The following is a 14,051-nucleotide window of genomic DNA, read 5'->3' as shown; positions in this document are numbered from 1 at the left end:
AATCCAGCCTGACAGACAGGCCCCCAGTAAGAGTGTGTTAATCATTGCGTGTGTCTCCCGCCGTAAGCTGCTTATTAGCCTGCGCCCCTGCCAGGCCGTAACTGAGTTCGGCCTGACGGCCTGCGAACCATCCTGCGTTTCTTGCCAGTATGTCGCCGCGACAGCGTTTCGCCTCGCGCGTGACAAGCGCAGAGAAGGCCTGTCCCGAATGCCGCTGCGCAAGCCAGCGCTGTAGCAACTGATTCTCACCGTCAGGCGTACTGAAAGACTGCAGAACCTGCCAGACGCCGGAGACCCATCCTTCACGGAACTGGTCGGCACGGCCGCGAAGCGTACTCTTCTTAATACGCTGCCTGCGGTAACTCGACATGTGCGCATCTGTTGCCGCCCGCACTTTGCGCTGCAGCACGGTATAGATATAGAGGGCCAGCTCGGGACGTTCCCCGAAGCCGTAGAAGTGGAGTGAGCGACGGATCAGGCGCAACCCGCCCGTGCTCACGTAACCGTACCAGCCGAACCAGCACCGGCAGCCTGTAGCCATGCATACCACTGTGGCCAGCGAGTGCATCCAGGCGGGGACTTTCTCAGCGTTACTGGTCAGCTGTTCGCAAACCGATTCACCTATCTCACTCAGCGAAATCTGATCGTCAGTCAGACCGTGACGGCGCATAAGCCGCTGGGCCAGCGCAACCGCCCGGGCGGCTTCATGATCGTTGCTGTTCTGCGTCCCCAGCGCCATCAGGCGACGGATGCGACGGGTGAGCTTTGAGTTTTCAGGCATGACGCGCCCCCCGGTAACTGCCTGCCATGTGTAGGGCCTTTTTCTCCTTGACGTCCTGGCAGCCGGCGCAGAGTTTCACACCAGGCATCGCACGCTGGCGGCCTGCTGGAATGTCAGCACCGCAGCACTCACAGAACTCGTTTGACGGCTCATCAGTTCGGAGCTGCGACCGGACGGCGTCAATGCCGCGCTGAATGAATAAAGCCGTACTGGCCTGTGCCATTTCGTCGTTCAAATCATCAGACATTTTCTCCCCCTTTTGCGGCAAGGCGCTGCAGCTCACGCAGGCGGCGAATGATGCGAATAAGGCGCATCATTTTGACCACCATGACGTCGTCAAATACCGGCGTGTCGGCTGGTTCCTGAGAACCAAAAAAATTCAGACAGAACATGAACATGTTGCACTGCTGATTAGGCAGACGACCGGAAAGGCCTGCCAGGAATAAGCTGAATTCTCTGCTGCCGCCTGATACGGAAAAACCGGCAGACTCAGGGCTTTTGTCCTCACTGATGTCGCTTACACACCCCATACCTTCGGCAATTTCGTAGACAAGTCGGTAGGCCATGTCCTGGAGATGCTCAACATCATCCTGCATAGCCGGGATCAGCCAGATGTCGCTGACGGGTTCAAGGCCGGTTTCGGCAAAGCTCACGGACCCGGCTGACATTGACTCCGCATCGTCCTGCTCTCCAAACGCCGAGGCCAAGGAAAGACTCCCCAGAGAAATCAGCCCCGTGCCGTGTTCAGCGTTATTGTTGACACCATCACCGGTAATAACGGGACGGCCACCAAACAGGTCATTCTGGATTTCTCTGCGCGGAAGGCTGCCGGCGCTGATGCCGGAACTGTCGGGCAGAACGGTATGACCAGCTTGCTCAGGAGCGGGTTCGGGGCAGGTTGAGCCAGTGAGAGTGCCTGAGCGCAGGCCGGTGACGGGCGTGCTGGAAGTCGTGTCATCCGTCAGAACGGTAAGGGGAGCAGTGTGCCCGCCGGAACGCTCCGGGACCGGGCTGAGGGTCAGTGAGGGCATGGCCGGCGGCTCCCCAAACTGCTCGCGGCGCTTCTGTTCCTTAGGGTCGAGCTCAATCAGCCAGCGGTCATAGTTCAGGCTGGGGTGTGGCAGAGCCTTTATAAGATGACCAATAAATTCGTCACGAAAATGCTCAAGGGTAAAACTGTCAGGGTCGTTGAACTGACTGCAAGTCTGAGAAAAAACTGACTGAAAATTATCAGTCGTGTCCACAGCTAATCGAAATTTCAGCCACACTTTCTCCGCGAGGGAACGAAGATTAAGTAACGGAATAACCTGACTCCGGCTCAGCCCGCTTTCAAGTAACTCAGGCATAGAGGGATAAAGATATTTTAACGTATCCTCCATTCTGCTGATGCTGGATGCATGAATCGGATAACCCTCTAAATTCAAAAGGTCTGAAAGTTCACGAAGCGAAACAGAATGCCCAAGTAACTCCTCCTGAATAGTTCTCGCATTGTGTACGCCAAGTGCTTTATCCAGATATGTCAGATCCCCCCTGACCTCATTCTCAGCAAGATGGCCAACCAGACATTTAAGACGGCCCGGCCACGGTTTGAAGATGGTGTGAACACGATAAAAACGCTCTTCGCCTGTTTCCTGCCACAGCTCACATAAGATTTGATAGCGGGTATTCCCGCCATCACTGAAAATATAAACATCGTCACCCTCTGGGTTACGGGTAACTTTGGGGATAGAATCCAGGCCTCTCGCCCGAATTGACGCTTTAATTTCGTCAAAACGGGGATTTCTGCTTTTGCGCGGATTGTCGGGATTCGGACGAAGTTGATCCAGCGTCAACACCATGGCCATCTCGCTGACTGGCAAGGGGGCCTCTGAGACATTACCCCCCTGCTGCGCCGGTGATTTTCCCCGGAGCAGCATCGCTGTGCCCAGGTTCAGGTTGCGCACGTTATTCATGAAGACCTCCCGGCATCGACCCGGAGATTCTCAAAACGGGTATAGCGACCTTCAAAACGCAGCCGCAGGGTGCCGGTTGGCCCCTGACGCTGTTTGCCTATGATTAGCTCTGCCAGGCCTTTGTCCGGGGAGTTTTCTTTGTAAACCTCGTCACGGTAAACAAAAATGATGACGTCAGCATCCTGCTCAAGCGCACCCGAATCACGCAGGTCGCCGCAGTTGGGGCGTTTGTCAGCCCGGCTCTCCAGGGAACGATTGAGCTGGGACAGTGCCACCACCGGGCAGGCCATCTCTTTCGCCAGGGCTTTAAGCGACCGGGATATCTCTGCGATTTCCTGAGTGCGGTTTTCCTGATCCGGGCAGCGCATGAGTTGAAGATAGTCGAGGCCAATGATGTCAGGGTTACCGTAGCGGCGGGCGTTGCGTCTTGCCCGCACCCGGAGCATGGCCGGCGTCAGATCACTGGTGTCATCAATGAGCAGACGCTCTTTCATATCGCCAGTCAGTAATGCGAAGGCACCTGATACTCGTGCCCAGTCCTCATCATCCATCATCCCGCTTTTCATGCGGGTCAGGTCAACGTTGCCGAGCGACGACACCATGCGCATCAGAATTTGCTCCACAGGCTGCTCCAGACTGTAAAACTGGCCATTTAAGGCCACGTTTTTCATCAGAGCATTAACGATGATGTTTATCAGCAGCGCCGTTTTCCCCATAGAAGGACGTGCGGCAATGAGGACAAGGTCGCCCGGCTGGAGGCCGCTGGTAAAGGCGTCAAGCTCGTCAAACCCGGTTGGCGTGCCAGTAATGCCGTCAGGCGTCTGGCAGCGCCGTTCGAGTTCCGCCGCCAGCTTTTCCAGTCCGCTAACCATGCTCACGCCCTGCTGCGGTTCGGCCCGCTCTGCCAGCTGCGTGATTTTCCTCTCGGCCGTTTCCATCGCGGCCGCAATGTCAGCGCCCGGCGCGGTGGCTGAAGCATGTATCTCACTACCGATGGCTGCCAGCTGACGCCCGCGACTGTAGCGGGCCACGATGTCGCAATAGTGCGTGATGTTAGCCACGCTCGGGGTGTTTTTGGCGATCTCAGCCAGATAGGCAAAGCCGCCCAGTTGCTCAAGCAAGTCCTTGCCCCGGCTTTCAATGCTCTCGGTAAGCGTTAGCAGGTCAATCGGCCTGCCTGCCGCCACAAGATGCGACATAGCATTGAATATTTCCCGGTGAGCCTTATGAAAGAAATCATGAGGCCTGAGACGCATGACAACTTCATCCCAGCAGTCATTGTCCAGCATCAGGCCGCCAATGACGCTCTGTTCTGCGTCCAGTGCACAGAGGCCTGGAATATTTCTGCGTTTGTCAAACATGACAACCTCCCTTACGCGAGATCGCTAAGGAGGGACGAGAGCCGCATTCATTCAGTGACGTTATACCTTTTATTTTCAGAGAACTGACATTAAGGCAAAAATTTGTAAAGGGTGCCGGACGAACAGTTGCCGGGAGTAAACTCCCCGAGACTGTCTGCATGATTTCAGACCAATGTGGTTGCCGCCCCTGGTCTGAAGATGCGGACAGCATATTCATGTCAAAACTTTGAAGGAAATATCCATGAATACATCTACACAGCTGCCGTCCGGCATTGATTTTTTTAACTTTCATGAAGATGACGGGCTCCAAGAAACCATGTTTCTTATTTACTCGAGCTATTTCTGGGCCGTTGCACGAGAACACTCTGAGGACGTTGTATCCCGCCATACGATGTATCGCCTGCAGTGGCTGGGTGACTGGCTTGCAGTAACTAACGGATGGAAAGAGATGAATCCCGGAATCACTCCCCTCAAAGCCCTCCAAAGTTACCTTATTCTGCGCCACAATTTTTCTGCTGCTGAGGCTGCCAAAATGACTGCTGGAGAGATGAATATGGCGCTTGAGGCAGAATGGGAAACTTATAAAGCCAGCAGTGGTGCCAGAGACTTTCTGCGCCGCGTTGAGAAGCGTCTTGACTCGCTTGATGACCCCTACACGGGCAGGCACTGATGCCAGTAGTTGGTAAACAGTGAATCTAGGGGGCGTAAAGGTAAACATCATTTCACGTCCCCTTCTTCTGAAAGTACGTCGAATTTATGCTTCCACTCAGGGAACAGTTCGCAGGCAAGTTTGTGCATAGAATCAAAGGCCGAATCACTGGTACGGCTGGTTTTCTTCTCCAGACGGTGAACCGGTAGCCCGCTTGCGTGTCCCTGCTTATAGACCGTCAAATCGTAAATACGGGTATTTAGCATCGAGATTGCAATCTGCTCAGACTGTGCGCTGTAGGCTTTGTCATGGATAATCTGCTCAGCCTGCTTAAGCGTTTCTGTGGCCAGGTTGGTATAATCCATACAGTTGACCAGCATACGTATGGCAGGGAGTTTTATGCCAAATGCAGAATACGGCACAAGATCTTCCATCAGGGTAACGGTTCCGCGCATGAATTCGCGCACGTCAGGCAGTACGGGTTTAACCATGCCGATCATTTCCCCCGTTGAAGCAAGGATAATCAGCTCGGACATCACCGTTTTCGCACCCTGGGAATCAATCAGAATGACGTTGTACCCCTCGAACAACGGTGCAGAAAGCGCATTGCGCAGCCGGACTCGTCCGTCAGGCACGTTAAGCATGTAAGTTGGGAGAAGATTGCGTGGATCGTTTGAAACAATAAGGTGGAGATTATCGATTTGCGTGCGGGAAATGATGTTATCTGCTACTGAGAGGTTTACGGTCTGCATGAGCAGCTCGTAGAGTCCGCAGGGGGCTTCATAACTCAGGGGAAATATACTGCTGGCCGTTGGCTGAGCATGGTCGCCATCAATAATGAGAACCTTCAGGCCGGCATCGGCCAGAAATCCACCAAGATTAGCGGTTTGAGTTGATTTACCCTCTCCACCTTTGGTAGAAACTACGGGTATAACTTTCGTTTTTGAATGCATTTAATCACCTGATAACTAATAGTTAATCAAGTGCGAGCAAATGCATACTCAACTGCGATTCAGGGACACGGGGATTGAAAATCCCCGTGTCCCTGGTTCGATTCCGGGTTCGGGCACCACAAATTTGAAACCCTCGCTTCGGCGGGGGTTTTTGCGTTTGGGGCTTTTAAAGCTCTGATTCAGTGGGCGAGTGGGCCTGATCCAGGAGAGGGTAAGGTTTTGATTTCCGGGGTTGGGGTTATAGTCGAGATTTTTACGAAAAGATGCGCGGAGCAGGCGGGAGTGGATAGCACAGAGGCGCATTTTCACTTTCACCTGAATAACAAGCAGGTTCGCCGTATACCAGCAGGCGTTATACTGTTGCAAGTGATGAATGTGGCTCCCTGCTGACAATTCAACAGTTTTCGCAGCAGGAGGAAACTGAATGACGACACGTACATTATTTTTAGTCATCTTTTATCGCGCTTTAGCATTTTAAACATTCCCGGTGTTATGACACCCGAAGTTGAATGCCTCAACAATAATACGATTCCTTTCCTAAAAAATGTGGATATATAAATTCAAACATTTCTCAAAAAATGCACTCCGTGATCTAATGTAGTGAAGCTCTAAGGGCAATGTAAAGTAAAAAAATTATAAAGGCGTTGTGGTTACAGTGATGATATTACTGAAATTTCCAGCTGATGGTTTTTCATCTGAGCGGATAGCAGTGAAACCTAGATCAAAAGAATGATTATCAGAATTAGCATTAAATGAAAACTTACCGTCAGAACCAAATAACGTACTTTTACCATCGATGTCTGGGAGAAAACCTAAACCTCCTCCAGCGACAAGGTATCCCGATGAGGCAACCTTATTAGTACTAAGGCTGATATTAATGCCAGAGCTGTAAGAGCACTGAGAGAAAACTTTCACACTTTTAGTAACTCCTGCAGACTGCCCCGGGGAAAGTTCGGCGAGCTGAGAGGTGGTATAGGTTCCCATATCGAGATTGGCGTCACTGATGGTTGTGGTACATACCGGAGGAGGGGGCAATACGTTTACGATATATGTAAACGTATCGTCATTTTCTCCGTAATTATGTCTGATATTAATAGATACACTTTTACTCTCAGAGGATTCATTTGTGAATAAAGCAGACACAGATTCTGATAGTTTCTTAACCTCCTTACTTGTATCGGGGGCATTTTGGAGAGCATAAGAATGTTTCAAACCATCGAGTGGGAGGTTAGTAATATCAGCATATGAGGCAGTCTGATCTCCGTAGGTGTAAGTAATTTTTGCTGAGACGGAATTCTTTTCAACCGAAATATCCCCATTTTTAGTCGCTGTAATATCATATTTGTAATCAGGCATGATTGTATGACCCTGGTATTGAGACTGCAGTTTCATTATACATGGCTTGCCTGAATGACAGGTGAAAGTATTGCTAGCGGAGTCAGCGTAAACATACTGAGTACAAAGAGTTAAAGAGAATATGGCAAGCACTTGCAGCATTAATAACTTACACTTTGGAATGAGATGCTTTATTTTAAGAATAAAATCAATCATGTGACAATCCCCTTGTATATATTCCTTGAAGGCTTCAGACCGTTAAAATTTTTAACTCTCGCCAGTCAATATCATGATGAAAAAAAACCGCCCTGTTAAGGGCAGTTTGACTAATTAGTTATAGGCAACATTGAGTGTGACTATACTGCTAAAATCACCCGAGGTTGGCGAGGAGGCACTAGTTTGAATTAGTTTTGCCGTAAATCCCATACTGACTTTATTATCAACAATCTGGTAATCTACTGAGCTTCCTGCGTTAGGCAAAAGTTGAGATGCCTTAGTGCTTCCACCATAAAGACCGAGGGCCACACCTTGTGCTCCATTACTGGTGGCGTTTGCAAAAAGCGTCTGATTTGTTGTGTCGGGCGTACCATCCGCCGTTACCGTAACAGATTTTGAACCAGACCCGCAGCCTTCCAAATCTAGTGCAAACGTTTTTGTAGCACCTGATGAGCCTGTGCCTGAAAAGTCTCTTAAGGAAGCGCGTCCTAAGGCAACATCAATCCCTGAAGCACTCCAGCTTGGTGTGCAGGTATTATCAACAACGGTTGCTGTCACAGTAACCTTCGCAGAGTCAGATGCTGCATAAGCATCAGTAGCTGCACAGGCAATAAACATATTCATTAAAAATACCGTACCGATTTTTTTTGTTGAAGGCATTACAAATCCTTAATAACTTTAATTTAACATTTGAAATAAGAGTTTTTTCACAGTCACTATTTCACTTACACACCAGACTCAACTGAATGATTGGGGCATTTTGGTTTATTTTGGATAAGTCATAGGGGGCGATACATTGTTCATTATTATGATTGCCCCACTTAGCACGAAGAAATCCTTTCTCTTTTAAGCCCGTAAGATAGACATCTCCGTTTTCATCAACAATGCCAGCATTATTATTATCTGAAAAAGAAACCCTGGCACCAAAAGGTAAGGGTTTACTCTTAAAATTCAGGGTGAGAAGTGCCTGGTGCCCTTTTTTAACATTGAAACTGGCCAGCACTAATGCGCCTTCTGTAGGTACGACATATCTCACCGGCTCTTCTATTTCAGTAAACTGATCGAGTTCACTGACATCCAAAGCGACGCGATTACGACGATAATCTGAAGCATTACTTTTGATTGTGTAACCACGCCAGTCAGTACTTACGCCCGGGTTGTCTTCAACAGGCACATATGATGCATCAGGTGCTTTAACAAGAATGTTGGTTTGACCTAACTGCTGTCCAATTGTTAAACCGTACTCTGACAATACAGCGCTCCCAGTTGTTCCGTATCGTAATTGGCTGTAATCATTACTCTGACCGTAACCAAGTGAAATTCCGCCATATGCCCCTTGATAGTCCACAGAGGCGTCTCCAAAATTATCACCCTTCTGACTGTAAGCCTGACTAATGCCCCAGTTTAAATTGTTGCTGCGAAGTGCACTTCCGCTGAGCTGCATTTGGTTCGAAATACTGCCGCTATCTCTATTAATACTGTATGAGAGAGTAGTATTACTGAGCGTGCTGTTACCCGGTAACCAGTTATCAAGTGGAACAGAGAAGGACAGATAGATGTTCTTATCAGCATTTGGCTGGTTGCTGTATTTACTGTATCCTGCTGACACCTGATAATTCACTTTCCAAAGGGAACTATTGAATCCCATTTGGAAAGAAGTGGTCGGCGCCATGCTTCCCCAATATGTTTGACGACTTGCAGTCATGTAAAGAGAACCAAACCCCATAACTTTCTGCGTTACATTAGCCTGTATTAAGTTTTTTTTGGTTTGGTAAAGATTGTAGTAATTACTCCAGTTTATTTTGTTGTCATTGCTATTATGACTCATATCAGAGTAATCGTTTACCCATCCGTTCATATTTTTAAGTGCAGCTTGAGATAACGTGTAATAACCACTAGTTGAGAATCTGTTGGTCATTAACTGAAATGTTGTTCCAGTGGATGACAATGATCGGGCGTACATCAAACGCCATGAGGCACCACTATGTTTCGATTCATCAGCTAATAGGCTGTACGCACGTGTAACATCGGCAGAAATGGCGCCCAGACGGCCCACATTAAAACCCGCTCCGATTGCTCCCGCCTTATAACGATTAGCTAACTGCACTCCTCCATAAACGGTTGTATTATCGGTTAAGCCCCAAAGAAATGTTCCATGTGCGAATTTTAGAGGATCATATAAATTGTTAGTATTCCGAACTTTCCCACTTACCAACGAATATACAACGCGTCCTTTCCGTTGTAAGACGGGGACAGAAGAATAAGGTACAATGAAATGTGTTTTTGTACCATTAGCCTCTACTATGGTGACCTCGAGGTCACCACTGTTGCTGAGAGAAGCTAAATCCGTAATAGTGAATGCTCCTGCGGGTACAACCGTGCGGTAAATAAGGTTACCGTTTTGACGAACGTAAACTTCGGCATTACTGGCAGCCACACCTCTGATTATGGGCGCGAAGCCTTGCATTTTGTCGGAATACATGGATAAGTTTGTACCTATTTTCATACCACTGAATGAAAAAGATTCAAAAACGTTTCCTCCAGACTGAGTATTGCCTATAACGAGATTACTCTTTAACGGAACGAGAGGGCGTAGTAAATAGGTGTTTACGTGCTCCCACTTTTGCTGACGCCTATCGCTACTGCTGGAACGGGTCCATATGCTGTTATCGCGTAAACGCCATGCGCCCAAGTTTAATCCGGATGTTAAATTTAGATATTCGTTAAGACTTTTACCATAAATTCCACTATTTTTATTGCCAGAGTACTGCCAGCTAACAAAACCAGCATTTATTCCATTATCCCATTCTGTAATATCTGCCGAATTGTAGGTTCTCAATATCAAGTATGCCTGTGGTATATTTATGTCCAGCCTCATTTTTGTAAAGCTGAATTGTGTGTATGATGAATCTAATATTTGCGCTGGATTAATACATTTAGATAATGATTCTTTAGTTATTTTTTTTAATGCTACCGCGTTTAAACCTAGGCTTCGCATAAATGTTGGGCCTAAACATGCCATTAACCCTGTCTCGTCCCTAGGGCTATTAACATTGGAATGAAGTCCGTGCGAAGGAATAAATAAAATGTTCGTTTTACGCAAGTAAGATCCATTTAAATAAACGTCAACGTCATAGGTTCCGGGTAACTGCCGTCCGGGGTTATCAAATACGGATAGATCCGCTATATCTTTTCCGGAGTCTGAAAGCATCTCCGGGTCAAAATTAAGGTCAGCAAAACACGACTTAGTATTGAAAAATAGACTAAGTATGATTATTGGCTTTATTATATGCGGTGTAATTTTCATTTTCTCTGTTTTTTTATAATGTCATGAGACCTTTGCTTTGAGTGGAGATGTATTTGCACCATAATCATTAATAGTTGAGAAGCTAATCACAGATGATGTTGTCTTTTGTACAGGTATGATTTCTTGTGAAAACGGTTTGATCATTAAGCTTTCAATATTTTTTGTCACATACTTAATGTTTACCAAAGTCAGGAAATATGGCGTTGGGTTTTTAATGACTACACCAGTTTTATTTTTTATGAAAATTAATTTTTCTGGCGCCCTGGCAGGAGAAGGGGTTAGCCCGGACGGGCGAATGAACAATTTAATACGACTTGCCAAAGCTATTTTGATATTATTTTTTTGTTGTGATTTTTTGTCAATTGAGGGTATGCCTTTTGCGACAAAATAGTATAAGCTTTCTCTGTCATTTGGCAGATTACGATTCATCAATATAAGACGAAGTATGTTTTCATCATTTGGCCCGGCCAAATAAAGAGGTGGTACAACGATCAGATCTTTGACTTTCTCACCAGCCTGATTTTCGACCCAAGACTGAACGAGGAATGAGTCTTTGGATGAGGTATTAGCGACTGAAAAAGTCAGTTGTCTCTCATCCAGTGGATAAATAAGCCTTGTACCTTGTATTGTAATACCGCCATATGCAAAAGCGTTATTGAAAGTACAGAATAAAAAAGTAAATGCAGCGATAACACTTCGTAACTTTGACATAATGATGAACCAATCACCCTTTATCTAACTCGGTTAAGACCTGAAATTATCAATGTACTCAATTCGTTTCTCTTGTTATGAATTGAGGAAATATGGATTCTTATAATCTAACGAATATATCAATAAAATTAGTCTATACATTTTTATTAGCTTTGGAGTGTATGAGTGACGAAGATGTTATTAATTATTCATATTATGATTTTGTAGTCAAATGGCTCTACCGATGTGAATTTAGGTAAATAAAATATGTCAAAGTTTCTTCTTTTTGTCTTTTTTTTTCATAACCCTTTGTTTTTCTTATATGTATATTTTATGTGGGAACATTAAATACACTTTCGCCGCGTTATGGGAAGCTTAATAAGCAGATAAAAATCACAATAAATAAGATTTTTATTAATCATTTTCCGCACTTTAATTTTTTTTTTGGGATTTTTATTAACGGGTTTTTACAAAAATATATGTCGATTTTTCTCATTCTATACAGTGAAAACATCATGAAGGTGTGGATGTGGATGTGGATGTGGATGTGGATGTGGATGTGGACGTTTAGAACTCACAATTTTTATTTATGCTATATATATTTATATAGCATAAATATTGGCGTTGAATTCATTCCTGAGTTAAGTGGCATCCTGATTTTTAAGTAAGTCATCGTAAAAGAAATAGAGTTTTTTATAATCATATTTATTTACGATGTTTTTAATATACCTGTAGGTACTTGCTAAGGATAAATTGTGAATTTCTGCTATTTCTTTAGGTGTTTTCTTCGTGCATAGCAATTTTAGGATCTCAGTTTCAGTGTCATTTAATATGTTTTTTCGGGGGAAAGTTGAGTTTTTAGCTTTTGAAAATATGTACAAATATTTTCTTAGTCTGTTGCAAAAACATACTGTACTCACTGACAAATCTATGATTGCTTCATAGTGACATGGCACTTTCCTTTTCCCTTCCACTGATGATCTCAATATTATTAGAAAGTCATTTTCCCTGGAAATGTTACGATAGTTTAATAGCTTTAATTTTGCACATCGATCGTCAACCAGTACGATTTTATCATTATTTTCTTTGCTGGTTATATAATTTACCAGATTGCTGCTGCTAAAATGCTGTATGTTATAAAAATGATCTATCATTGCAGTTATCAAATATTGATCATCAGTAATTAAAATCATGTTCATCGAGCTTTTACTTAGTTCTTTTGTTAGCATTTTTCTTTACCGTTAGGTTTTTGATACTTTACTGTGCTAAATTTCAACTTATTTCGAGATTTCTATATATGATTTTAGATTTATTCGCCAAATTTCTTTGAGCGCCATGAAAGGGGATTCCTTTTCTCTGTAGAATCTTTCTTCAGGTATTTTTGCTTTCCTCCTTAATTTCTCGGCAATGATTAATGATTTCACTCCTATTTTTGTTGCATATATTTGTCTATATATAAAAAAGGTCATTGAATCATAGGCAAATTCGCTCTCTAAAATATCAAGAATAATTCTTTCAGCCTGCTTTTCGAAAATTTTCAATTCTAAAATTTTAGCAATAATTTTTTTTGGTAAATGTTTGAATTTCGTCTCTTCATTTTTAATTTTTATACTCGGAAGCTTTTTAACAGGCTCAATAGTGCCTTCGTAATCAGACACTCCCCAATCAGATGCTACTCTAATACATGCTTCTGCATTGAAATTTAGTTCGGCAATTAATTCACAGTATAAAATAAATTTTTTCTTTTTCATGACGCTATAATCCTTGAGTTAATTGATTAGGTTACAGGAAAATATTTAATGTGAAATAATGCTTGGTAATAATATATTTTCATTTTTTGTTCACTGGTTTTTGATATTCCATTTCAGAAATAATATTTTTATTGTTAATTAATGATCTTTTAACAAAACTAACATAGTTACCATTTTCGATCAATTTCTCTTTTATGATAGATGTTGCCTATCAAATATCAATCTGGTTTCTTGGTGATGGGGTGTTTTTTTACTTAAAAAACAAAAGGATAAGTTATCGGGTATTTGAATTTATTTTCATCTGGGTTGTTATTAGGAATTTTATCAATAAAGATCTTATTTTTTTTCATTCTTTAATTTTTACTTGATGAGGTGAGGTCGGTTTTTTTTTACATTTCATTTTCATTTTTTTTTCCATTTTTTTATATAATATCAATAAAATTTCAGATTTTAGTTATAATCTTTTGTTTAACATTCTGACTAAAAGTTACATGAGTGGTTTATAAGACCAGTTAAGTTACAGTTTCATCTCTTATGTTTTCCCTAAATTCATATCATCTTTACGTAAAGCAACCATTAACATATACAATTTTCCATCAACGAAAAAACTATGGTAGAGGACGGTTATAATTAGCTTTGCTTTATATAGTGATCTCCTATGTGGATATGACTGTCTGTGCATATCCTTTCCCTTCTTGGCCCTTTTATAAGTTAAATAGATTTGTAATAGTCGGCCTTTTGAAATTAATTACGATGATTTTAGTAGTTTCATTTAGAGTGAGGTAGTATATAATTACCCTGATTATCGAAATTTTAATAAGGTATAGTGGCTAATTCTCCATGAGTACGAGTTGATTCTTCCTCAACGATGTTAGCCATACCAACAGCGTCATAACTTCGATTAAAAAAATATTGTTATTTACAGAAGACAGAGTAATGCGATGTGCTGTCAGATATGGTTTTTTAAAAAAAATGACGCAGGAATTACTAACATGCATTTCTATTTGATGTGAAAGCTTAGTAAACATGAAAATTTTATGAGAGTGTGATATGTCC

At 43.8% G+C, this 14,051-nt stretch carries 12 protein-coding genes; 1 reads left to right on the top strand and 11 read right to left on the bottom strand.

The window, feature by feature from the left end:
- Positions 1 to 37 precede the first annotated feature (37 nt).
- Genes NYE92_RS10645 through dnaB-PI form a run of 4 tightly spaced genes read right to left on the bottom strand, consistent with a single transcriptional unit; the run spans position 38 to position 4,094 of the window.
- Entirely contained in the window at positions 38 to 781 is a 744-nt protein-coding gene (locus NYE92_RS10645; protein ID WP_064352972.1) for a DUF2786 domain-containing protein, read from the bottom strand.
- Positions 774 to 1,028 carry a TraR/DksA C4-type zinc finger protein gene (locus tag NYE92_RS10640; protein ID WP_064352971.1) on the bottom strand — a complete coding sequence of 85 codons (255 nt, stop codon included), beginning with the start codon at positions 1,026 to 1,028 and terminating at the stop codon, positions 774 to 776. Before NYE92_RS10640 ends, NYE92_RS10645 begins: the two co-directional genes overlap by 8 nt.
- Positions 1,021 to 2,733, bottom strand: coding sequence for a ParB family protein (locus tag NYE92_RS10635; protein WP_259018936.1), 1,713 nt, complete (start codon positions 2,731 to 2,733; stop codon positions 1,021 to 1,023). Before NYE92_RS10635 ends, NYE92_RS10640 begins: the two co-directional genes overlap by 8 nt.
- Complete coding sequence (gene dnaB-PI, locus NYE92_RS10630; protein WP_064352969.1) at positions 2,730 to 4,094, bottom strand: SPI-7-type island replicative DNA helicase; 1,365 nt, start codon at positions 4,092 to 4,094, stop codon at positions 2,730 to 2,732. The genes NYE92_RS10635 and dnaB-PI overlap by 4 nt, the downstream gene beginning before the upstream one ends.
- 241 nt (positions 4,095 to 4,335) lie before the next feature.
- On the opposite strand from dnaB-PI, the gene NYE92_RS10625 reads away from it, so the two are divergent.
- Complete coding sequence (locus NYE92_RS10625; protein WP_064352968.1) at positions 4,336 to 4,764, top strand: hypothetical protein; 429 nt, start codon at positions 4,336 to 4,338, stop codon at positions 4,762 to 4,764.
- A gap of 47 nt (positions 4,765 to 4,811) precedes the next feature.
- Here NYE92_RS10625 and NYE92_RS10620 read toward each other — a convergent pair whose 3' ends face one another.
- The 7 genes from NYE92_RS10620 to NYE92_RS10590 all read right to left on the bottom strand — a co-directional run bounded on the left by NYE92_RS10620 (position 4,812) and on the right by NYE92_RS10590 (position 12,995).
- On the bottom strand, positions 4,812 to 5,696 hold the full coding sequence (locus NYE92_RS10620) for a ParA family protein (protein ID WP_064352967.1): 885 nt from the start codon (positions 5,694 to 5,696) through the stop codon (positions 4,812 to 4,814).
- Positions 5,697 to 6,329: 633 nt separating this feature from the next.
- Positions 6,330 to 7,247 carry a hypothetical protein gene (locus tag NYE92_RS10615; protein ID WP_259018935.1) on the bottom strand — a complete coding sequence of 306 codons (918 nt, stop codon included), beginning with the start codon at positions 7,245 to 7,247 and terminating at the stop codon, positions 6,330 to 6,332.
- A 114-nt stretch (positions 7,248 to 7,361) separates the two neighbouring features.
- The gene (locus tag NYE92_RS10610) at positions 7,362 to 7,907 is read right to left on the bottom strand and encodes a fimbrial protein (RefSeq protein WP_116585223.1); all 546 of its coding nucleotides are present in this window, start codon (positions 7,905 to 7,907) and stop codon (positions 7,362 to 7,364) included.
- A gap of 61 nt (positions 7,908 to 7,968) precedes the next feature.
- Positions 7,969 to 10,554 carry a fimbria/pilus outer membrane usher protein gene (locus NYE92_RS10605; protein ID WP_259018933.1) on the bottom strand — a complete coding sequence of 862 codons (2,586 nt, stop codon included), beginning with the start codon at positions 10,552 to 10,554 and terminating at the stop codon, positions 7,969 to 7,971.
- 21 nt (positions 10,555 to 10,575) lie between these two features.
- A complete protein-coding gene (locus NYE92_RS10600) occupies positions 10,576 to 11,265 on the bottom strand; it encodes a molecular chaperone (protein ID WP_259018932.1) in 690 nt (229 codons plus the stop codon).
- A 620-nt stretch (positions 11,266 to 11,885) separates the two neighbouring features.
- Positions 11,886 to 12,473: a hypothetical protein gene (locus tag NYE92_RS10595; RefSeq protein ID WP_259018931.1), complete on the bottom strand. Its 588-nt coding sequence runs from the start codon at positions 12,471 to 12,473 to the stop codon at positions 11,886 to 11,888.
- 48 nt (positions 12,474 to 12,521) lie between these two features.
- Positions 12,522 to 12,995 (bottom strand): hypothetical protein, encoded by a 474-nt coding sequence (locus tag NYE92_RS10590; RefSeq protein WP_259018930.1) that lies wholly within the window; start codon positions 12,993 to 12,995, stop codon positions 12,522 to 12,524.
- Positions 12,996 to 14,051: the final 1,056 nt, after the last annotated feature.

Source organism: Pantoea sp. B566 (genome assembly GCF_024793925.1).
Lineage (GTDB): Bacteria > Pseudomonadota > Gammaproteobacteria > Enterobacterales > Enterobacteriaceae > Pantoea > Pantoea ananatis.
This window is presented reverse-complemented; position numbering and strand designations above follow the sequence as displayed.

Bases quoted from the DNA above. Each gene is read 5' to 3' on its own strand.
- NYE92_RS10645 (WP_064352972.1), bottom strand. From the start codon at position 781: ATGCCTGAAAACTCAAAGCTCACCCGTCGCATCCGTCGCCTGATGGCG.
- NYE92_RS10640 (WP_064352971.1), bottom strand. From the start codon at position 1,028: ATGTCTGATGATTTGAACGACGAAATGGCACAGGCCAGTACGGCTTTA.
- NYE92_RS10635 (WP_259018936.1), bottom strand. From the start codon at position 2,733: ATGAATAACGTGCGCAACCTGAACCTGGGCACAGCGATGCTGCTCCGG.
- dnaB-PI (WP_064352969.1), bottom strand. From the start codon at position 4,094: ATGTTTGACAAACGCAGAAATATTCCAGGCCTCTGTGCACTGGACGCA.
- NYE92_RS10625 (WP_064352968.1), top strand. From the start codon at position 4,336: ATGAATACATCTACACAGCTGCCGTCCGGCATTGATTTTTTTAACTTT.
- NYE92_RS10620 (WP_064352967.1), bottom strand. From the start codon at position 5,696: ATGCATTCAAAAACGAAAGTTATACCCGTAGTTTCTACCAAAGGTGGA.
- NYE92_RS10615 (WP_259018935.1), bottom strand. From the start codon at position 7,247: ATGATTGATTTTATTCTTAAAATAAAGCATCTCATTCCAAAGTGTAAG.
- NYE92_RS10610 (WP_116585223.1), bottom strand. From the start codon at position 7,907: ATGCCTTCAACAAAAAAAATCGGTACGGTATTTTTAATGAATATGTTT.
- NYE92_RS10605 (WP_259018933.1), bottom strand. From the start codon at position 10,554: ATGAAAATTACACCGCATATAATAAAGCCAATAATCATACTTAGTCTA.
- NYE92_RS10600 (WP_259018932.1), bottom strand. From the start codon at position 11,265: ATGTCAAAGTTACGAAGTGTTATCGCTGCATTTACTTTTTTATTCTGT.
- NYE92_RS10595 (WP_259018931.1), bottom strand. From the start codon at position 12,473: ATGCTAACAAAAGAACTAAGTAAAAGCTCGATGAACATGATTTTAATT.
- NYE92_RS10590 (WP_259018930.1), bottom strand. From the start codon at position 12,995: ATGAAAAAGAAAAAATTTATTTTATACTGTGAATTAATTGCCGAACTA.